Origin of the sequence: Amycolatopsis dendrobii, assembly GCF_014145675.1 — a bacterium.
GTDB lineage: Bacteria > Actinomycetota > Actinomycetes > Mycobacteriales > Pseudonocardiaceae > Amycolatopsis > Amycolatopsis dendrobii.
On record NZ_JACGZW010000004.1, the window covers coordinates 228,654 to 247,249 of the forward strand.

The 18,596-nt window shown below is 69.5% G+C and carries 21 protein-coding genes; 11 read left to right on the forward strand and 10 right to left on the reverse strand.

The window, feature by feature from the left end; all coding sequences use genetic code 11:
- Positions 1-47 precede the first annotated feature (47 nt).
- Both H4281_RS13030 and H4281_RS13035 read left to right on the forward strand, forming a co-directional pair.
- On the forward strand, positions 48-494 hold the full coding sequence (locus H4281_RS13030) for a MarR family winged helix-turn-helix transcriptional regulator (protein WP_182891144.1): 447 nt from the start codon (positions 48-50) through the stop codon (positions 492-494).
- Positions 461-748, forward strand: a complete 288-nt coding sequence (locus tag H4281_RS13035; RefSeq protein WP_512698986.1) for a DUF8617 domain-containing protein — start codon at positions 461-463, stop codon at positions 746-748. Before H4281_RS13030 ends, H4281_RS13035 begins: the two co-directional genes overlap by 34 nt.
- Here the strand turns inward: H4281_RS13035 and H4281_RS13040 are convergent.
- The 3 genes from H4281_RS13040 to H4281_RS13050 form a co-directional block, all read right to left on the reverse strand.
- On the reverse strand, positions 745-2,271 hold the full coding sequence (locus H4281_RS13040; RefSeq protein ID WP_182891146.1) for an AMP-binding protein: 1,527 nt from the start codon (positions 2,269-2,271) through the stop codon (positions 745-747). The genes H4281_RS13035 and H4281_RS13040 overlap by 4 nt on opposite strands.
- Positions 2,272-2,377: 106 nt before the next feature.
- On the reverse strand, positions 2,378-2,737 hold the full coding sequence (locus H4281_RS13045) for a VOC family protein (protein WP_182891147.1): 360 nt from the start codon (positions 2,735-2,737) through the stop codon (positions 2,378-2,380).
- Positions 2,734-3,558: a LuxR C-terminal-related transcriptional regulator gene (locus H4281_RS13050; protein ID WP_182891148.1), complete on the reverse strand. Its 825-nt coding sequence runs from the start codon at positions 3,556-3,558 to the stop codon at positions 2,734-2,736. Before H4281_RS13050 ends, H4281_RS13045 begins: the two co-directional genes overlap by 4 nt.
- A 93-nt stretch (positions 3,559-3,651) precedes the next feature.
- Here H4281_RS13050 and H4281_RS13055 point away from each other — a divergent pair, with 93 nt between their 5' ends.
- Together H4281_RS13055 and H4281_RS13060 are read left to right on the forward strand one after the other, a co-directional pair.
- Positions 3,652-4,407 (forward strand): hypothetical protein, encoded by a 756-nt coding sequence (locus H4281_RS13055; RefSeq protein ID WP_182891149.1) that lies wholly within the window; start codon positions 3,652-3,654, stop codon positions 4,405-4,407.
- Positions 4,388-4,891 carry a GNAT family N-acetyltransferase gene (locus H4281_RS13060; RefSeq protein ID WP_182891150.1) on the forward strand — a complete coding sequence of 168 codons (504 nt, stop codon included), beginning with the start codon at positions 4,388-4,390 and terminating at the stop codon, positions 4,889-4,891. The genes H4281_RS13055 and H4281_RS13060 overlap by 20 nt, the downstream gene beginning before the upstream one ends.
- On the opposite strand, the gene H4281_RS13065 is transcribed toward H4281_RS13060, so the two are convergent.
- The 5 genes from H4281_RS13065 to H4281_RS13085 all read right to left on the reverse strand — a co-directional run bounded on the left by H4281_RS13065 (position 4,888) and on the right by H4281_RS13085 (position 9,781).
- Positions 4,888-5,943: an amidohydrolase family protein gene (locus H4281_RS13065; RefSeq protein WP_312872099.1), complete on the reverse strand. Its 1,056-nt coding sequence runs from the start codon at positions 5,941-5,943 to the stop codon at positions 4,888-4,890. The genes H4281_RS13060 and H4281_RS13065 overlap by 4 nt on opposite strands.
- A 14-nt stretch (positions 5,944-5,957) precedes the next feature.
- The gene (locus H4281_RS13070) at positions 5,958-6,770 is read right to left on the reverse strand and encodes a pyrimidine reductase family protein (RefSeq protein WP_182891151.1); all 813 of its coding nucleotides are present in this window, start codon (positions 6,768-6,770) and stop codon (positions 5,958-5,960) included.
- The gene (folP, locus tag H4281_RS13075; protein WP_182891152.1) at positions 6,770-7,639 is read right to left on the reverse strand and encodes a dihydropteroate synthase; all 870 of its coding nucleotides are present in this window, start codon (positions 7,637-7,639) and stop codon (positions 6,770-6,772) included. Before folP ends, H4281_RS13070 begins: the two co-directional genes overlap by 1 nt.
- A 141-nt stretch (positions 7,640-7,780) precedes the next feature.
- Positions 7,781-8,080 carry a YciI family protein gene (locus H4281_RS13080; RefSeq protein WP_037815164.1) on the reverse strand — a complete coding sequence of 100 codons (300 nt, stop codon included), beginning with the start codon at positions 8,078-8,080 and terminating at the stop codon, positions 7,781-7,783.
- Positions 8,081-8,260: 180 nt separating this feature from the next.
- Positions 8,261-9,781, reverse strand: a complete 1,521-nt coding sequence (locus H4281_RS13085) for a PucR family transcriptional regulator (RefSeq protein ID WP_182891153.1) — start codon at positions 9,779-9,781, stop codon at positions 8,261-8,263.
- A gap of 161 nt (positions 9,782-9,942) precedes the next feature.
- Between H4281_RS13085 and pucL the strand changes: the two genes are divergently transcribed.
- From pucL to H4281_RS13110, 5 genes are all read left to right on the forward strand, one after another.
- Positions 9,943-10,815, forward strand: coding sequence for a factor-independent urate hydroxylase (gene pucL, locus H4281_RS13090; RefSeq protein WP_182891154.1), 873 nt, complete (start codon positions 9,943-9,945; stop codon positions 10,813-10,815).
- Between the two features lie 38 nt (positions 10,816-10,853).
- The gene (locus H4281_RS13095) at positions 10,854-11,342 is read left to right on the forward strand and encodes a nucleoside deaminase (RefSeq protein WP_182891155.1); all 489 of its coding nucleotides are present in this window, start codon (positions 10,854-10,856) and stop codon (positions 11,340-11,342) included.
- Positions 11,343-11,517: 175 nt separating this feature from the next.
- Entirely contained in the window at positions 11,518-12,960 is a 1,443-nt protein-coding gene (locus H4281_RS13100) for an NCS2 family permease (RefSeq protein WP_182891156.1), read from the forward strand.
- A 17-nt stretch (positions 12,961-12,977) separates the two neighbouring features.
- Complete coding sequence (locus H4281_RS13105) at positions 12,978-13,355, forward strand: allophanate hydrolase-related protein (protein ID WP_009082380.1); 378 nt, start codon at positions 12,978-12,980, stop codon at positions 13,353-13,355.
- Positions 13,352-14,452: a glycerate kinase gene (locus tag H4281_RS13110; protein WP_182891157.1), complete on the forward strand. Its 1,101-nt coding sequence runs from the start codon at positions 13,352-13,354 to the stop codon at positions 14,450-14,452. The genes H4281_RS13105 and H4281_RS13110 overlap by 4 nt, the downstream gene beginning before the upstream one ends.
- Here the strand turns inward: H4281_RS13110 and H4281_RS13115 are convergent.
- The gene (locus H4281_RS13115; RefSeq protein ID WP_182891158.1) at positions 14,430-14,822 is read right to left on the reverse strand and encodes an NUDIX hydrolase; all 393 of its coding nucleotides are present in this window, start codon (positions 14,820-14,822) and stop codon (positions 14,430-14,432) included. The genes H4281_RS13110 and H4281_RS13115 overlap by 23 nt on opposite strands.
- Positions 14,823-15,184: 362 nt before the next feature.
- A complete protein-coding gene (locus tag H4281_RS13120; RefSeq protein ID WP_182891159.1) occupies positions 15,185-15,892 on the reverse strand; it encodes an RraA family protein in 708 nt (235 codons plus the stop codon).
- Between the two features lie 298 nt (positions 15,893-16,190).
- Between H4281_RS13120 and H4281_RS13125 the strand changes: the two genes are divergently transcribed.
- Positions 16,191-17,360: an EfeM/EfeO family lipoprotein gene (locus H4281_RS13125; RefSeq protein WP_237596984.1), complete on the forward strand. Its 1,170-nt coding sequence runs from the start codon at positions 16,191-16,193 to the stop codon at positions 17,358-17,360.
- A complete protein-coding gene (locus H4281_RS13130) occupies positions 17,357-18,553 on the forward strand; it encodes a Dyp-type peroxidase (protein WP_182891160.1) in 1,197 nt (398 codons plus the stop codon). Before H4281_RS13125 ends, H4281_RS13130 begins: the two co-directional genes overlap by 4 nt.
- Positions 18,554-18,596 lie beyond the last annotated feature (43 nt).

The window sequence follows — 18,596 nt, forward strand, 5'->3', positions numbered from 1 at the left end:
TGCGACCGGGTATGCAACTGTGCTGGTGCGGGCCTAGGATCAAGCACATGAGCGGCTCTCCCGACCCGGTACTGGACCAGATCGGCCCGGCGCTGTCCCGGCTGCGGCGGCGAACTCCGGCGTCGAACAAGGATTTGTCGCGCAATCTCGTGCTCAACGTGATCGCCGACGCGCCGGACGAGACGACCGTCGGCGGGCTCGCGGTCGAGATGGGCGTCGCTCAGCCGGTGGCCAGCCGGACTGTCGCCGCGTGCATCGCCGACGGGCTGCTGCGGCGGGCGGCGTCGCAGGCTGATGGACGCCGGACCGTGCTCGAACTTACCGAGCAGGGCGAGGCGGAACGGAAACGTTTCGCGGCCGAACAGCGAAAAGCGTTCGAGGAGATCACCGCTGCCTGGCCGGCGGAGGAACGGACCCAGTTCGCGCGGCTGCTGATCCGGTATGGCGCCGATGCTGCGGAGTGGTCGAGGAAACAGGCGGCGAGCCGGGACTGACGGGGAGACGTCTGACGGCGAAGATTCGGTGCATGTGCGGGAACATCGTCAGGGACGACGACCCGAACGACAGCATGTACTTCCTGACCAACGCCGAATTCGACGTCGAAGCTTCCGGCGTCGAGTTGTTCGGCGAGGCCGCACTGGTCGTGCGCTGCCCGGAATGCGAGCGGCTGTGGTTCGGGGCAGAAGACGGCGTCCTGACCGAATACGTGAAGGGCGTGGCGATCCGCCCCGAACAGCCGACGGTTTAGTTCACCTGCCGCCCCTGCCCCTCCCAAAACGGCTGGCGCAGCTTGAACTTCTGGATCTTCCCGGTAGCCGTCCGCGGCAGTTCCGCGAGGAATTCCACTCGCTTGGGGCACTTGTACCCGGCCAGGTGCTGGCGGCAATGCGTGATCAGCTCGTCCGCCGTCACCTCGGTCCCGTCCGTCACCACCAGCGCCGTGACCAGCTCGCCCCATTTCTCGTCCGGGATGCCGATCACCGCGACCTCCCGGACGGCCGGGTGCGAATTCAGCGCGTCTTCCACCTCGATCGACGACACGTTCTCGCCGCCGGTGATGATGACGTCCTTCTTGCGGTCGGCGATGGTCAGGTAGCCGTCGGTGAAGCTGCCGCCGTCGCCGGTGTGGAACCAGTTGCCCTCTTGCACTCGCGCGGTCTCGTCCGGGTTTTCCCAGTAGCCGTCGAGGTTGTGGTTGCTTTGGGTGAGGACCTCGCCGTCGGCGTCGATCGCGACGCGGACGCCCAGTGCCGGAGCGCCTGCGCGGCCCAGCAGTTTCGCCTGCTCGTGCGGGTCCAGGTCGGCCCATTCGCTGCGGAAGCGGTTTACCGTGACCAGCGGCGACGTCTCGGTCAGGCCGTAGATCTGGATGAATTCCCAGCCGAGCTCCGCGCGCACGCGTTCGATGGTGCGGGTCGGCGGCGGGGCGCCGGCCACGACGATGCGGACTCGGTCGCGGCCGGGGATTTCGCCGTCCCAGGTGGCGGCGCCGTCGAGGGCCGCGGTGACGACGGCGGGAGCGGCGCACATGATCGTCACGCCGTGTTCCTGCACGCGGCGCAGGATTTCGGTGCCGTCGACCTTGCGCAGCACGATGTGCCGTCCGCCGAGACCGGTGACCGCGTACGGCATGCCCCAGCCGTTCGCGTGGAACATCGGCAGCGTGTGCAGCAGGACGTCGTTGTCGCTGAGCGTGGTGTGCAGGCCGAAAGTCGTTGCGTTGAGCCACAAATTGCGGTGCGTGAGCTGGACGCCCTTCGGCCGCGCCGTGGTGCCGGAGGTGTAGTTGATCGTCGCGGTCGCGGATTCGTCGGCGGACCACGGCCGCGGTTCGCCGTCGCCGCCCCAGATCTTGTCGTCGTCCTCGCCGAGGACGAACACGTGTTTCGCGGTTACGCTGTCCAGCAACGGTTTCAGCTCGGGGTCGATCATCAGGACCTCGGAGCCGGAATGCTCGACGATGTAGCGCACCTCGGCGGGCGCGAGGCGGAAGTTCACCGGCACCAGGACGCGGCCCCAGCCGGATACGCCGAAGAACGACGTCAGCAGCCGCGCGGAGTTGTGCGAGACGATGGCGACCCGGCCGCCGGCCGGAACGCCGAGCGCGTCGAGGTTCGCCGCCTGCGCGCGGGCGCGGCGGGCGAGTTCGCGGTAGGTGACCGAGCCCCAGGACCGCGCGGGCTGGGCAGGCTCGTCCACCACCGCGACCCGGTCCGGGTACACCGTTTCGGCGCGGTCGAGAAAATCGCGGACACTCAGGTCATAGAACACGTGCCGATCCCTTCGCGTCAGCGGGCCGCACTGCCCGCGCGGGTGATTTTCGCTCGCCGGACCGGATCCAGCCACCCCACATGGAGGGTGTCCGGCCATCGGGAGTTCAGAGGTAGCGGACGACGCAAAATTCGTGCCCCTCGGGGTCGGCCATCACCAGCACGACGCCCTCCCCGGGGTAGTCGTGGCGTACGCCGGTCCAGTGTCCGCCAAGCTGTTCGATCTGCGCGCGCGCCTCGTCGACGTCGTCAACCTCGATGTCCAGATGCAGCCGAACCTTGCCGCGCTTCGGTTCGGGGACACGCTGGAACGTGAGGCGGGGAGCGGCATCGAGCCGGGAGCCGACCGTGGCCCAGTCCGGTCCGTCGTGTTCCGCGGTAACGGGCCGGTCGAGGATCGCGCTCCAGAAACTTGCCAGCACCTGCGGTTCCAGGCAATCGATCGTGACGCCGCTCAGTCGTCTCATGGGGTCCGCAGCAGTCCAGCGGCGCGTGCGCGGTTCACCGCCTGTACCCGGTTGGACACAGCCAGTTTTCGCATCGCGTGCTTCAGATACGACTTGACCGTGTTGGGCAGCAGGCCGAGCCGGTCGGAGATCTCGTCGTTCGTGCAGCCTTCGCTGACCAGCCGCAATACGTCGACCTCGCGCGGGGTCAGCGCGACGCCCGGCAGGTCCAGCTCCGGACGCAGCCGCTCGCACACCGCGAGCAGCCGTTGCCGGGCGGTTTCGTCGGTGATCGACCCGGCGATCGCGGTGAGTTCGGCATGCAGGTCGCCGCGTTCGGCCGCGGGGACAGCCGTCGGCGTGGCCAGCCTGCGCTGCACTTCCTCTTCGACCTCGATGTCGCGGCCCAGCCGCGTCGCCACCGCGGTCGCCGCGTGCAATAACCGATCGCCGAACGTGATCGAATCCCGGGACGCCGCGTACAGCACCGCGCGCGTGGTCTCGCCGACGCGCACCGGCAGCGCCACCATCGCGCGCAGCCGTTCGGGTTCCACCGCGTGGTCGTATTTGTGCGTGATGCCCTGTGCGCTGAGGTAGTCGACCACGGTCGACGGACGGGCCAGTGCCACCGCTTTGCCGCCCAGCCCGGCTCCGGTGTCCACCCGCACGTGCTGCAAGGACCGGGTCGCGGTGCCGCGCAATTGGTCGATGACATGCGAACGGGAAGCCGCCGACACCGGTCCGCCCATCGCGACCGGCAGTTCGGTGGCGATTTGCAGTGCTTTGAGCGCGCCGGCGACCAGGGGGCTGGCCGTCAGCGCGAGCCGGCCCGGAGGCGTCATGGGCACCGTCCCGCTTCACTCGACCTTGCTGGGTGGACGTCCACGTTACGCGTTGCGTCGCGTTCGGACTACTCGTGTGGTTCGGTGGCACACGTGGCAACCTCGGATTTCGATACCGTCGCCGACCGGCTCTACGCAGGTGAACCGGCCGACTTCGTCGCGGAGCGCACCGCGGCCGCCCGCGCGGCGAAGGAAGCGGGCGACGTCGAGCTGGCGCGCCGGATCCGCGCGCTGCGCAAGCCGACCGCGGCCGCGGCGTACGTCAACGGCCTGGCGCGCGATGGTTCCGCCCCGCTGTCCGAGCTGGCGTCGCTCGGCGACAAGCTGCGCGCCGCGCACGAGCAGCTCGACGGCTCCCGGCTGCGCGAGCTGGCGCATCACCGGGCGGAGCTGGTGCAGCGGATCGTGCGGGACGCGACCGGCTTGAGCGATTCCGTCGAACGCGAGGTGGAGGAAACGCTGGAGGCGATCGTCGCGGACGCCGACGTCGCCCGGCTGGCACTGGCCGGACGGCTCACGTCGAAGGCCCGCCAGGACGCCGACCGCTGGCTGTCGCTGCCGACGAATCCCGCGCCTGCCAAGAAGACCCGACAGTCCGAAAAGGACCGGAAGGCCGAGGAGGAAGCCCGCGTCCGGGCGCTGGAACGACGGCAGGCGGTGCGGGCCCGGGCGGAGGCCGAGCGGAATCTGCAGCGCGCGGAGCGGACGGCCGAGCAGGCCGACGACCGGGTGACCGAATTGCGGGAACGGCTCGCCGAGGCGGAGCACCGCGCTGCCCGGGCGGCCGGCGAACTGGCCAAAGCGCAGAAGACCTTCGAGGAAGCCGACGATGCGGTCCAGCGTTCTTGACGGCGAACTCGCGTTGTCTCCGCTGCATCCGGACGACGCGGAGGCGCACCTCGCGGGCGAGGACCCGGAGTTGATCCGCTGGCTCAACGGCGGGCCGGGGACGCTGGCCGGAACCCGGGAGTATTTCCAGCACTGCCAGGCGGAATGGGCCTCCGGCGGGTCGCTGCGGGCCTTCGGCATCCGGGTGAACGACGTCCTGGCGGGGACGGTCGACCTGCGGTTCTCCGGCGAGCATCTCGCGCCAGGCGAGGTGAATGTGGCGTATGGCCTGTATCCGGCGTGGCGGGGCCGCGGTTTCGCGACGCGGGCAGTGCTGCTGGCGGTGCGGTATGCGGCTGGGGAGGGTGCGAGGCGGGCGGTGATCAAAGTGGAGCCGGAGAACGTGAGTTCGGGCGCGGTGGCGCGGCGGGCCGGGTTTGAGCTGAGCGGCCAGGTCGCCGAGGACGGCGAAGTGTTCGACCGGTATGTCCTGGACCTCCGCTAGCGTGAGATTTCCCTTCCCGCACACCACACCGCGCGAATAGCCCGCGTCGCCGACAGGTCCGCCACCGGATCTCCGTCGACCAGCACCAAGTCCGCCCGCAATCCAGGCCGGATCTCGCCTCGGTCGGTCAGCCCGAACGCCTGGGCCGGGTCGACCGTGGCGGCGCGCAGGATCTCCACCGAGCTCAACCCGGCCTCGGCCAGCAGTTCGAATTCGTGGTGCAGGCTCGCCCCGTGCGCCACCGCGACCGGGGCTCCGGAACCTCCGTTGGCGTCGGTTCCGGCGAGGATCTCGACCCCGGCGGCGCGTAGCGCAGCCACGTTGGCGAGGTAATCGCCAGCGGCTCCGGCGAAGAAGGCGAGCGCGCCTTCCATCATGGTGAGCGTCGGGATCGCCGTCTGCCCGGCGGCCTTCATCGCGGCGACGTCCTCGGCGGCGATCCGGCCGACCACCGGCACATGCGTCACGAATCGCGCACCGGTCGCCACGGCCACGTGGTACGCGCCGGGGGTCGCCGCGTGCACGACAGCGTCCAGGCCTCGCTTGCGCGCCGTGTCGACCAGCGCTTGCAACGCCTCCGCGGGCGGCCCGCCGTCACCGGGCGCTTCGGCGACGCCTTTGACGTAGTCGACGCCCTCCGTGACCCGCGCTTCGACGAACCGGACGGCGGCTTCCGGGGTCGTGACGATCGCGGATGCGGGCATCTCCGGGATCGTGGAGTGGAGGCCGTCCGGGCCGATCAAGGGAAGCCCGGCGCTGCGGAAATCCGCCGGGCCCGCGGTGCGCAGCGCGGCCACGCGCTCGGCAGGCCAGCACGCCATGTCCAGTCCGGTCGTGACGCCCCATTCGGCGAGGTCGGCCAGTTGCTCCGGCCGTTCGAGGTGGAGGTGCGAGTCGATGAACCCGGGCAGCAGCGTCGCCCCGCCTGCATCGATTTCCCGTGCCCCAGCGGGATCGGTACCGAGCACGGCCCCGTCGATCACGACGGTGCGCGGTTCGGTGAGCCCTCGTCCGTCGAAGACGCGCGCGTTGCGCAGAGCGGTCTTGGCCACGATCCCTCCCCGGGTCAGTGGACGCGATACCGCAAGAGTACTGAGTTGTCGTCCACCAGGGCGGACATTAATTCGAGCTGCTGCGGGTCGATGGCCGCGCCCATCGCGACGCGCGGTGCGTCCCCGGCGATCAGCATCGGCGCGACGGTGAGGCGGAGTTCGTCCACGACGCCCGCGGCCAGCAGAGAGGCGAAGAGGTGTGGCCCGCCCTCGCAGTCGATGCGACGGAGGCCTCGCCGGGCCAGTTCGGCCACCGCGGCCCGAAGGTCGACATCGCCGTGCCGGGGGCGCGGGCGCTGGTCGTCCGGGTCCGCGTGCAACGCCGGATCGCCGGTGGCCTCGTGCAGGGTTGGGTCGCCTGTCCCGGCCACCAGGACATCCGCCCCGGCCGACGCCCACGCCGCGCGCAGTTCCGGGTCCGTCGCCGCGCTCGTGATGACGATCGTCGGCACCAGCGCCTTGGTGATCACCGGCGCGTCCGGCGGCAGCGAACGGCCGGTGCTGACCACGGCGATCGGCGCGATCGGGGCCAGCCCGTGCCTGCTCCGCCGCTCCGCGGTCTTCTCGTCCGGGCGCAGGCCCTCGAAGCCCTCGGCCTGCGCGGTGCCCGCGCCGACCAGAACGACGTCGGCGAGGTCGTTGCCCAGCCGGTAGACGATGCGGTCCGCGGGCGTCGACAGCCCGCCCGAGCGGCCGTCGATGGTGATCCCGCCGTCGGCGCTCGAAACGAAGTTCACCGCGAGCCATTTCGGCCCGTCCGGATAGACGTAGAGCTGCTCGACGTCGGCCTCGGTGCGGTCTGCGTTGCCGGGGAAGATCTCGCGCATCAGACCGACCGTACAACGTTCGCCGGCGGCCGGGTGCCGATGATGCTCGCCACCATCTCCGCGACCTGCCGCGTCTCGCGGACCTGGTGCGCGCGGAACATCGCCGCGCCGTGCAGCGCGGACACCGCGGTGGCGGCGAGCGTCCCGATGACCCGTTCGCCGACCGGCAGGTCCAGCGTTTCGCCGATCACGTCCTTGTTCGACAGCGCCATCAGCACCGGCCAGCCGGTCGCGACCAGCGCGTCGACGTGCCGCAGCAGTTCGAGCGACTGGTAGGAGTTCTTCCCGAAGTCGATGCAGGGGTCGATCATGATGCCCTCGCGCGGCACGCCGGCGGCGAGCGCGCGCTCGGCCAGCGCGGTGGTGCCTTCGACCACCGCGGCCACCACGTCGTCGTACACCGGGCGGAGCGCTTCGGTGCGCGGCACGAGACCGTTGGTGTGCGAGCAGATGTAGCCCGCGCCGTGGTGGGCGGCGACGTCGAGGATTTCCGGTTCGACCGCGGCCCAGTTGTCGTTGACCAGGTCCGCGCCCGCGCGGCAGACGGCGTCGGCGACCTCGGCGCGGTAGGTGTCCACGCTGATGACCAGGCCGGGGAAGTTCTCCCGGGCCCATTCGACGGTCGGCACGACGCGGCGGATCTCCTCGGCCGCGGTGACCTCGGGGCCCTTGCCCGCGGGCACGCCGCCGATGTCGATGAGGTCGGCGCCCTCGGCGTGCGCGCGGCGGATGGCCGCCTGCGCGGGGGCCTCTTCGAAGGTCGCACCGTTGTCGTAGAACGAGTCGGGGGTGCGGTTGATGATGGCCATCACCAGGGCGCGGTCACTGGTGAGGCGACGGCCTCGGAACACGAGGTCGGGCGTCTGCATGCGGTCTCCCGGGCCGGAACGAAAGATCTCGCGTGATCATAGGCGAGTTCGCGGCGGGAGTACGTCCGGCAGGTGGCGGGCGGAGCGGTCCGGAGGCCACCTGCGTCCGGGCGTTCGGTCGATCTGCGTGCAGCGGTGCGATCAGGAGGCGAGCGCCTCGTTGACGGTCAGGAACTCGCCCGCGGTGCGGGTGGCGGAGAATTCGATCACGCGGTAATGCGCGAGCCGCTGCAGCACGAGCGGATCGGTGGCGAGCACGGCGTCCAGCTTGCCGCGCAGGCACGGGCGGGAGATGATGACCTGGTCTGCGTCCTCGTTTCCTTTTCCGGAAACGAGGAACAATCCATGCGCGAACTGGCTTCGCAGCCACTCGGCGTGTTCGGCCAGTGCGTAGTCGACTTCGTTTCGAGGGGCTGTGTAGGACAGCAATGCGATGTACATGACCTCAGGGTAGGACGCTCGGTCGGATGGTGCATCCTCCTCCCGAGTGCCGCCGTGGTTCATCGAATGGTCAAGTATTCCCAATAAATCTTTACGGATAAGCGTACTGTTTGGATTTCCGTTACGGGGTACGGAAAACCCCGCGCCCCGGCGTTTCCGCTGGACATTTCGGACGGATGGTCAAGACCACCCCCAGTTCTGCGTGAAGCAGCCCGCCAGATAAAGATCCACGCGGTCGGCGAAGCGGCTCGGATCGCGTCCGGTGAGTTCGCCGATCCGGGTGATCCGGTATCGCAGGGTGTTCACGTGCAAGTGCAGAGTGGCCGACGTCTGTGTCCAAGATCCCGAATGTTCGAGGAACGCCTTGAGCGTCGTTATCAATTCGGAACCGTGTGCGGCGTCGTACGCGAGTACCGGCCCCAGTACTTTTTCGCCGAATGTCCGCCGCAGGTCTTCCGGCACGGCGGCCAGCAACAGCAGATGCGACGCCACTTCGTCGCCGGACAACACCGTCGCGCGGCCCGGCGTCATCGCGGCCAGCGTGCGTGCGTGCCGGGCCTCCTGCACCCCGGCGCGGAGACCGGCGGCGTCCGCGGCCCGGCTGAGGCCGAGCGTCAGCCGCGCGGACCCGAGCGCGGGTTCGATCGTGTGCACCGCTTCCCGCAACGTTTCGGTATCGCGTGCGGAGCAGAGGCCGAACGTCTCGCCGTCGACGGTCGCCACCAGCACCGGCTGTCCGGTGGTCGAAAGCAGTTCCTCCACCAGTACCTGCGCCAGTCCGGGCCCGCCGCCGCGCACCTCGGCGGACAGCGTCGTCACCGGTTCCTGCGGCGCGAACCCGGCGGCGGACAGCCGGGAGGTCAGCTCGCCCGGTGCGGCGTCGTCGGAGAGCACCAGCCTGAGCAGCGGTTCGGCCGCGCGGTTCTCGATCCGCCTGGTCTCGTCCACCCGGGACCGTTCGAGCCCGGCCAGTGCAGCCAGTTCCAGCGCCAGCTCCCGGCGCGCGGACGGCCACTGCGCCGGATCGCCGTCCACCACGAGGAACCAGCTCGCGATCCGATGCCCCGAGCGCCCGGCCGCGCCGAGCAGCGTGACCGGACCGTCCTGGCACGGCAGCCGTTCGGCGCGCAGGAACTTCCGCGCCAGCGCGGTGCGGCGCGCGGCGGGCAGTTCGGGGCCGCCCGCCAGTTGCTGCCCGGTCGCGCTCAGGACGAGACAGCCGACGCCCAGCTCCTCCGTGCCGGCCTTGACCAGCGCGGACAGACCGTGGCCGGAGGTCACCGCGGCCACCAGCCGCCGGTGCGAATCGCGGGCGGGCGCCGAGCGTTCCGCGGCCAGGCCCAGGATCACCCGCTCGGCCACGGTCGCGAACGAAACCGACACCGGCACCTCGAACAACGGCAGGCCGACGCGCTCGCAGGCGGTCACGAGGTAGTCCGGCACCGGGCCGCCGACCTCGGCGGTGCCCGCCCCCAGCGCGGTCACGCCCGCGGCGGCGAGTTTGCCGACGAACGCGTCCGCGTCCGCGGGCCCCGGCAGCCAGCGCATGCCGCACAGCACGATCTCGCCGCCGTCGAGGTACCGCGTCGGATCTTGCAGGGTCGCCTGGAAGACGCGGCCGAACTCGCGGTCGCGCGCCTTCTCGCCCGCCAGCAGCCGCAACCCCAGCTCCGGGGTGTCGAGCAGTGCACCCAGCCGCATGCGCGCCTCCTTCCGCCCATCAGTACCGCACACCAGAGGGGTTTGGCGGAAACTACGAAAAACCGGCCGTTCGCGCTCGCCGCTTTCGGCGGATCTGCCGTGGCCCGGGCCACGCCGCGGCAGGTGTACTCACTCGGCGAGCGAAACGGAAGGGATGACCAATGGCGATCGTTCTTGGCGACAACCGCTACGGGAAGGCCGAAAACCGGCTGGTCCGCGTCGACCGCGAAGGCGACGAGCACCGGATCACCGACCTCACCGTGAGCGTGTCGCTGTCGGGCGACATGAGCGACACCCACCTGACCGGGGCCAACGACAAGGTGCTGGCCACCGACACGCAGAAGAACACCGTCTTCGCCTTCGCCCGCGACGGCATCGGCGAGATCGAGGACTTCGCGCTGCGGCTGGCCCGGCACTTCGTGTCCACGCAGGAGAGCATCCACGCCGCCCGGGTCGGGATCGTGGCTCATCCGTGGGAACGGCTGCGGGTCGGCGGACGGCCGGCGCATCACTCGTTCGCCCGTTCCGGGGCTGGCACGCGCACCACGCGCGTCACCTACGACGGCGAGCGGGCCTGGGTGCTCGGCGGGGTCGAGGACCTGACCGTGCTCAACTCCACCGGATCCGAATTCTGGGGCTTCCCGCGCGACGAATACACCACGCTGGTGGAGGTCAAGGACCGGATTCTCGCCACCGCCGTGTCCGCGACCTGGCGGTACTCGGTCGAGGAGGCCGACTGGGCGCACGCGCACGAGACCGCGCTCGCCACCCTGCTCGACGCGTTCGGCGGCACGCACAGCCAGTCCTTGCAGCAGACGCTGTACGCGATGGGCCAGGCGGTCCTGGAGGCGATCCCGGAGATCGCGGAGATCCGGTTCTCGCTGCCGAACAAGCACCACTTCCTCGTCGACCTCGAGCCGTTCGGCCTCGACAACCCCGGCGAGGTGTTCTACGCCGCCGACCGGCCCTACGGCCTGATCGAGGGCACCGTCCTGCGCGACGACGCCCCGCCCGCCGGTCCGGCCTGGTCCTGAGCACACCGAAAACCCGAACTGTTGGGAGCAGTACTGTCATGACCGTGTCCATCGATGCCGACGTCGAACGCGCCTGGCTCGCCGAATGCGTGCGGATCGCCGAGCAGAACGTCGCCGACGGCGGCGGCCCGTTCGGCGCGCTGGTGGTGAAGGACGGCGAGATCGTCGCGACCGGCGTCAACCGCGTCACCCCGTCGCTCGACCCGACCGCGCACGCCGAGGTGGTCGCGATCCGCGCGGCCTGCCAGGCGCTCAGCACGTTCAGCCTGGCCGGCTGCGTGCTCGTCTCCTCGTGCGAGCCGTGCCCGATGTGCCTGGCGTCGTCGCTGTGGGCGCGCGTGGACCGCGTGCTGTACGCGGCCGACCGCCACGACGCCGCCCGGGCCGGATTCGACGACCGGGCCTTCTACGAACTGTTCGAGAACCCGCGCGAAACGTGGCAGACCCCGGTTTCGCGAGTGTCCACACCGGAGGCTTTCGCCCCGTTCTCCGCCTGGCTCGGCCGATCCGACCGGATCGAGTACTGAGCCTCGGCGAGTGCTGATGCCGGTCAGAATCGGCTTCAGCGTTCCCCGCCCCACCCCACCGGGCCACCCTCCCGGTGCTGACCGGAGCACCAGAAAAACGCAAACGTCCCGCCGTGCCGCCCTTTGCCTGTGCCAGGGGTGCGGTTCGGCACACCCACCGGCAAGGGGAGGACGCATGACCCAGGTACGCCTCGACGAAGCGGTGACCTCGGCTCCCGGACCGCAGCGAAAGTCCATTGTGGAGCGTCTCTTTGAATTACGCGCCCGCGAAACCACGGTAGGCCGGGAAGTACGCGGCGGTTTGACCACTTTCGTCGCGATGGCCTACATCGTTTTGCTCAACCCGCTCATCCTCGGCGCTTCCGCCGACATCACCGGCGCGAAGCTCAGCGCCGCGCAAGTGACCACGGCGACCGCGCTCGCCGCCGCCGTGATGACTGTCCTCATGGGACTCGTCGGCAACGCGCCGCTCGCGCTCGCCGCCGGACTCGGCATCAACGGCATCGTCGCGTTCCAGATGGCCCCGGCGATGACGTGGGCACAGGCTTTCGGGCTGGTGGTGCTCGAAGGCGTCTGCATTGTGCTGATGGCGGTCAGCGGGGTCCGGGAACGCATCATGAACGCGATTCCCGGGCCGCTGAAAACCGCGATCACCGTCGGCATCGGTTTGTACATCGCGCTGGTCGGCCTGGTGAGCGCCGGGTTCGTCACGCGGACCCCGGACGCGGCGCATTCGACCGTCCCGGTGCGGCTCGGGATCGACGGGCATCTCGACGGCTGGCCGATCGCGGTGTTCTGCTTCGGTTTGCTGCTGATGACCGTGCTGATGTCGCGGAAGGTACCCGGTGCGGTGCTGATCAGCATCGCCGCCGCCACCGTGCTCGCGGTGGTGCTGCACGACGGATTCGGTGTCGGCGAATGGGGTTTGACGACTCCGACGCTGCCGCGTTCCGTCGTCGCCGCGCCTGATTTCGGGCTGCTCGGGCACGTCGATTTGTTCGGCGGATTCGCTAAAGCGGGCGCGCTGACCGCGACGATCTTCTTGTTCACTCTGGTGCTGTCCGGGTTCTTCGACGCGATGGGCACCATCACCAGCGTGTCGGCCGAGGCCGGGCTGTCGAAGAACGGCCGGGTGCCGCGGATGGGCCGGATCCTGTTCGTGGACGGGGCCGGGGCGATCGCGGGCGGGATGTCCGGGTCGTCGCCGAACACCGTGTTCCTGGAGTCCGCGGCCGGCGTCGGGGAGGGGGCGCGGACCGGGCTGGCGAGTGTCGTGACCGGACTCTTGTTCGGGGCGACGCTGCTGTTCACGCCGATCGCGGGCATCGTCCCGGCGCAGGCCGCCGCCCCCGCGCTCGTGGTGATCGGCGGGATGATGGTGGCGCAGTGCCGCAATATCCCTTGGCACGACCCGGATTACACGATCCCGGTGTTCCTGACGGTCGCGCTCATTCCGTTCACCTACTCCATCACCAACGGCGTCGGCGCGGGCCTCATCGCGTTCGTGCTGATCAAGACCTTCCGCGGGAAGTGGCGTGAAGCAGGGTGGATCCTCACCGTGCTCGCGCTCGTGTTCACCGTCTATTTCGGAATCGACGTGGTGAAGGCGATCCTCTGAGTGAAAGGGACCGACAAATGCCTCTGATGTTCCTCAACGGCGGCGCGATGCGCGGCGAACCTCTGCACCATCTGCTCGACGGCGCTCCACTGGTGGCCGAAACGACCACGGCCGCGAAGTACCGGTTCTATTCGGTCGGCGGGCAATGCCCGGCTTTGGTCCCGGTAGCGCACGGCGGCGCGGCGATCTCCGGCGAGGTTTACGACCTCACGCTGGACCAGCTGCGCGACCGCGTGCTCCCGTCCGAACCGCCGGAGCTGGAGCTGGGCGTGATCGAATTGGCCGACGGCAGTTCGGCGTTCGCGATGCTGCTGCGGCGGCCGCAGACCTCGCACGTGCAACTGCGGGACATCACGGAAATCGGCGACTGGCGAGCGTTCAAGGCCGCGGCGTGACGGTTCTGGTCGCTCCGGACAAGTTCAAGGGCTCACTCACCGCGGCGGAGGTCGCGGAGGTCGTGGCCGCGGCGTTCGCCGAGGTCGCGCCCGGTGAGCCGGTGCGGCAGCTGCCGGTGGCCGACGGCGGCGACGGGACAGTCGCCGCCGCGGTCGCCGCCGGGTTCCAGCGGATTCCGGTGCGGGTCTCCGGCCCGACCGGCCGCCGGATCACCGCGTACTACGCGCTGCGCGGGACGGTCGCCGTGGTCGAGCTGGCGGAGGCGTCCGGCCTCCACCGGCTGCCCGGCGGCCGGTTGGAGCCGCTGACCGCGTCGAGCTACGGCACCGGCGAGCTGATCGCGGCCGCCCGGGCCGCCGGGGCGACGCAGATCGTGCTCGGGGTCGGCGGCAGCGCCTGCACCGACGGCGGAGCAGGCTTGCTGACCGCGTTGGGCGCCCGGTTGCTCGACGCTTCCGGCGCGCCGCTTCCGCCGGGCGGTGCGGCGTTGACCGAGTTGTCCGCAGTGGATCTGTCCGGACTGCCCGAAGTGGACATTGTCCTGGCGTCCGATGTGGATAACCCGTTGCTGGGTGTGGATGGCGCTGCCGCGGTGTACGGGCCGCAGAAGGGCGCTGGACCATCCGAGATCGCGTTGCTGGAACGCGGGCTGACTCGGTGGGCCGAAGTTGTGGGCTCCGCGCACGCCACCACCCCGGGCGCCGGCGCGGCAGGCGGCGTCGGGTTCGGTGTCCTCGCCGGACTCGGCGCTCGCATTCGGCCCGGGATCGAGTTGCTGTTGGAGCTGCTGGGTTTCCCGGCCGCGGCCCGCGACGCCCGGCTCGTCATCACCGGCGAAGGATCGCTGGACACCCAATCGCTGCACGGAAAAGCACCGGTGGGCGTTCTCCGTGCAGCGGGCGGCACGCCGGTCGTCGCCTTGGCCGGGCGATGTCTGCTGTCCGCGCCGGAATGGCGGGAAGCGGGCTTCGCCGGGGTCTACGCGCTGACCGACGTGGAGCCGGACGAGTATCGCTGTGTCGCCGAGGCCCGGTCATTGCTGCGCGACCGGGCCGCGCAGCTGGCTCGGGATTTCAGCCGAGCAATACCTGCCTGACGTGGTCGGACAGGGGGAGTCCGGCCGCGTCGGCGGGGGTCAGCCAGCGGTGGTCGTCGTGTTCGGCCGGGTTGAGCTGAAGGTCGCCGAGGAATTCCGGATGCGCGTCGTAGTAGGCGGCGTGCACGGTGAACGGTTTGCCGGTGCGGTCCGGCCAGGATTGCCGGGCCCGTTCGCCGGCGAGCCGTACCCGCAGCCCGGTTTCCTCGGCGACTTCCCGCACCGCGGTGGTTTCCGGAGCTTCGCCGGGTTCGACCGTGCCGCCGGGGAATTCCCAATGCCCGCCGAGGAAAGTCCCCGGCGCGCGGCGGATCAGCAGCACGGTTTCGCCGCGGGGGAGCAGGACGTAGGCGAGATGTTTGTCGTTCATGCCGCACCTCCGTTGGATACGAGGACCTGACCGTTCACCCAGCCGCCCTCCGGGCCGCACAGGAACGCGACGAGACTCGCGCAGTCGCACTGGGCGGACGTTTCGCGGTGGGCTTCGGGGATCCAGCCGGTGTCGGTCCGGCCGGGCCGGTGGTCAGCGTGAGGATCCGGCCCGCACCGCGTGGTCCGAGGCAGCGCTGGGCGGCTCCCTGATCAACAGCCAGCTCGCGCGGGCGTTCACCGCGAAGCTCCGGCCGGAACTGTCCACTGTGGTGTCGAGCTGGCCGGAATCTGCGAACGCGCAGCGCGCTAGCACTGGCGCTTCCGGCTTTCCGGCCGACTCCGGTTACCGCGGCGGTTTTCTCATTCTTCAATGGCGCCGTCTTTCGCGCGGAGGTGCTGGCGGAACGTGTAGGACGGGTCGCTTTCCCGGTGGGCCAGGAATTCGCTGAAGCGGACCTGTTCGCGGAGGGTGACGCCGTCGCGGATCTTCTCCGCTTGCCGGTGTTCGGTGTCGCGGATGGATTCGGCGAGCCGGAATACCTCGTCGGCTTGGGCGGCGGGAACGAAGAGGACGCCGTCGTCGTCGCCGAAGACCAGGTCGTCGGTGGTCACGGTCCACTCGCCGACGGTGGCGGCTTCCAGCGCGTCCGCGGCGCGGTCGTTGAGGTGCAGGGGGCCGGTGGAGAGCGAGCCAAGGCTGTAGACGGGGAGGCCGATTTCCCTGAGTTCGGCGGTGTCGCGGTGCAGGCCCCAGATGACGATGCCGCTCAGTCCGGCTGCCGCTGCTTCAGCGGTGATGAGATCGCCGACACAGCTCTCGTCCAGGCGGCCCCGGTTGTCGACTACCAGCACATCGCCTGGTCGGGCGGAGGTCAGTGCTTCCAGGAAGACGTCGACGCTGCCGGAGTGCCTGGCGGGGAGGACTCTGCCTCCTAGCTTGAGCTCCGGGATGACGCCCCTGGTCCCGGCCGGTGCACATCTCACGGTCAGGCGGGCGCGCAGGCAGCCGTCGGCTAGGTGGGCGGTGGTCAAGCTGGCGAAGCGGGTGGCTAGTTCGGTGTGGTTCACGGGTCCGCCCTTCTTGCGTAGTCGGTTCACGCTAGCGGGGATTCAAAGGGTTGGCCGCCGGTTTTCGGGTTGCGCGGGGCGCTCCGGACCGCAGAGAGGGCAGGTTCGCGGAAAGAGTCATAAGCGGCGAACCGGGCGGGCGTTACCCCGTGTTTTGGCGGCTATATCCGGTTTCTTCCGTTGCCTGGTTGAAGTCCTGGTGAATTCCCGGGTAGGTGATGTTCTCGACCAGGGTTTCTTCACTTTCCGCACGCATAATTCCGTCCCAGTAGTCCGATCGTGTGGCTGGAGGGAAAAAGTGCCGGGGTCTGTGCGTGCCCGCTGGATGGGCGGCGGGGTCGCGATTGCGGTCGTGGCGGCGGGCGTCGCGGTCGCGGTGTGGCCGGACGGGGCTTCGGCACAGGACCCGGAGATCCAGATCTCGCGGTCGGCGTGCGGGCAGGGCTGGGCGGAGCCGCGGGCCGGGGTCCAGACCTTTCATCTGCGCAACACCGGATCCGTGACCGCCGAGGTGGATTTGATCGACCCGGCGACCGGTGTCGTGTACGGCGAGGTCGAAGGGCTGGGCAGCGGGACTGCCCGGCCGATGCAGGTGACACTCGGCAACGGATCCTACGCATTCCGTTGTCTCCCCGAGGATTCATCGGCGATCGTCGGGCCGACTGTCACGGTGAGCGGCGGCGCGGAACGCGGTCCGGGTGTCGCGCCGGTGACGCAGAACGACCTGCTCGGGCCGTTGAAGTCCTATCAAGCGCAGGTGACGCAAGGGCTCGGCCAGTTGGCGGGTGACGTCGGCACATTGAAAAACGCCATTCGCGGCAATGATCGAGGTGCGAGCCAGGCTGCGTGGCTGGTGGCGCATCTCGATTACGAACGCCTCGGTGCGGCTTACAACGCCTTCGGCGACTCGGACAAGGCGATCAACGGAACCGCCGCAGGGTTGCCGGACGGTGTCAAGAGTCCGGACTTCACCGGTTTTCACCGGCTCGAATCCGGCTTGTGGCACAACGAAGACCTCGCCGCCCTCGCGCCGGTGGCTGATCAGCTGGACAGCGACGTGCAGAAGCTCCGCAAGTCCTTCGCGGACAGCCAGGTCAATCCGAACGACCTCGGCCTGCGCGCGCATGAGATCGTGGAGAACACCCTGCAATTCGAATTGACCGCCCGCACCGATTACGGCAGCGGCACCAACCTCGCCACCGCACGGGCGAATCTTGACGGGACACAAGCTGTCCTCGACGTGCTGCGTCCGGTTCTCGCTCCGCGTTATCCGGAACTGTCCAAGGTGGACAGCTGGATGAAGCGCACCAAAGCGACGCTCGACAGCGCCAAGAAGCCGGACGGCTCCTGGACGCCGGTGAGTCAGTTGTCCGCGCCGCAGCGGCAGAAACTCAATGCCGACGTCAGTGAGTTGACCGAGCTGCTCGCTCCGATCGCCGCCATCGCGGAGCCGAGGAGGATCTCGTGACGACGGAATCCTCTCGCCGTTCCTTCCTGCGTCGCACCGTCGTGGGAGCGGGGATCACCGCGGCTGCTGGAATGGGGGTGACAGCCAGCGCGAGCGAAAGCCCGGCGACGGTTCCCTTCCACGGTCCCAAGCAGGCGGCGATTCTCCGGCAGCCTCCGGCCCAGAGCGTGATCGCGTCCTTCGACGTGGTCGCCGAGAATCGTGCCGAGCTGACTCAGCTTTTCCAGGAAATCACCGACCGCGCGAGGTTTCTCACGAACGGCGGCGCTCCGGCCGCGCTCGGGATCACCGCGCCGCCCGCTGACTCCGGGGTCCTCGGTCCGGTCGTTCCGCGGAGCGATCTCGGTGTGATCGTCGGAGTCGGATCGTCCCTTTTCGACGGACGGTACGGGTTGGCCGACCGCAAGCCCAAGAAGCTCAAGCCGATGACGATGTTCCCCAACGACGCGCTTGACGCACCGCAATGCCATGGCGACCTGTCGCTCACGCTGTCCGCGAGCGACACCGACACCGTGCTGCACGCGCTGCGCGACCTGACCCGCGCGACTCGTGGCGGAATGCAACTGCGCTGGAAGATCAACGGCTTCAGTTCGCCGTCCAGGCCGTCCGGCACGCCGCGCAATCTGATGGGGTTCAAGGACGGCACCGCGAATCCGGGCGAGTCCGAAATGGACCGGCTGGTGTGGGTGTCGGGTGCGGGCGAGCCCGCGTGGACGGCAGGCGGCAGTTACCAGGTGATCCGGCTGATCCGGATGCTGGTCGAGTTCTGGGACCGGGTCTCGATCACCGAGCAGGAGAACATGTTCGGCCGCCGCCGGGACACCGGCGCGCCGCTGGACGGGGCGTCCGAACAGGACGAACCCCGCTACGCAGACGATCCGATCGGCACCGTCATCCCGCTCACCAGCCACATCCGCAAGGCGAATCCGCGCACCCCGCAGACCGACGGGCAGCGGATCCTGCGCCGCGCGGTCAACTACGACCGCGGTGTCGACGCCAACGGCAACCTCGACATGGGCCTCGTCTTCACCTGCTATCAGCAGGACCTCGAGCGCCAGTTCGAGGCGGTGCAGAAGCGGCTGATCGACGAACCGCTCGTCGACTACATCTCCCCGTTCGGCGGCGGCTATTTCTTCGCGCTGCCCGGCGTCACCGGTCCCGGCGACCACTTCGGCCGGGCGCTCCTCGCCTGAGGCGCGCCCCGATCCCCACCCGCGAAACCAGGAGGAATCCTCA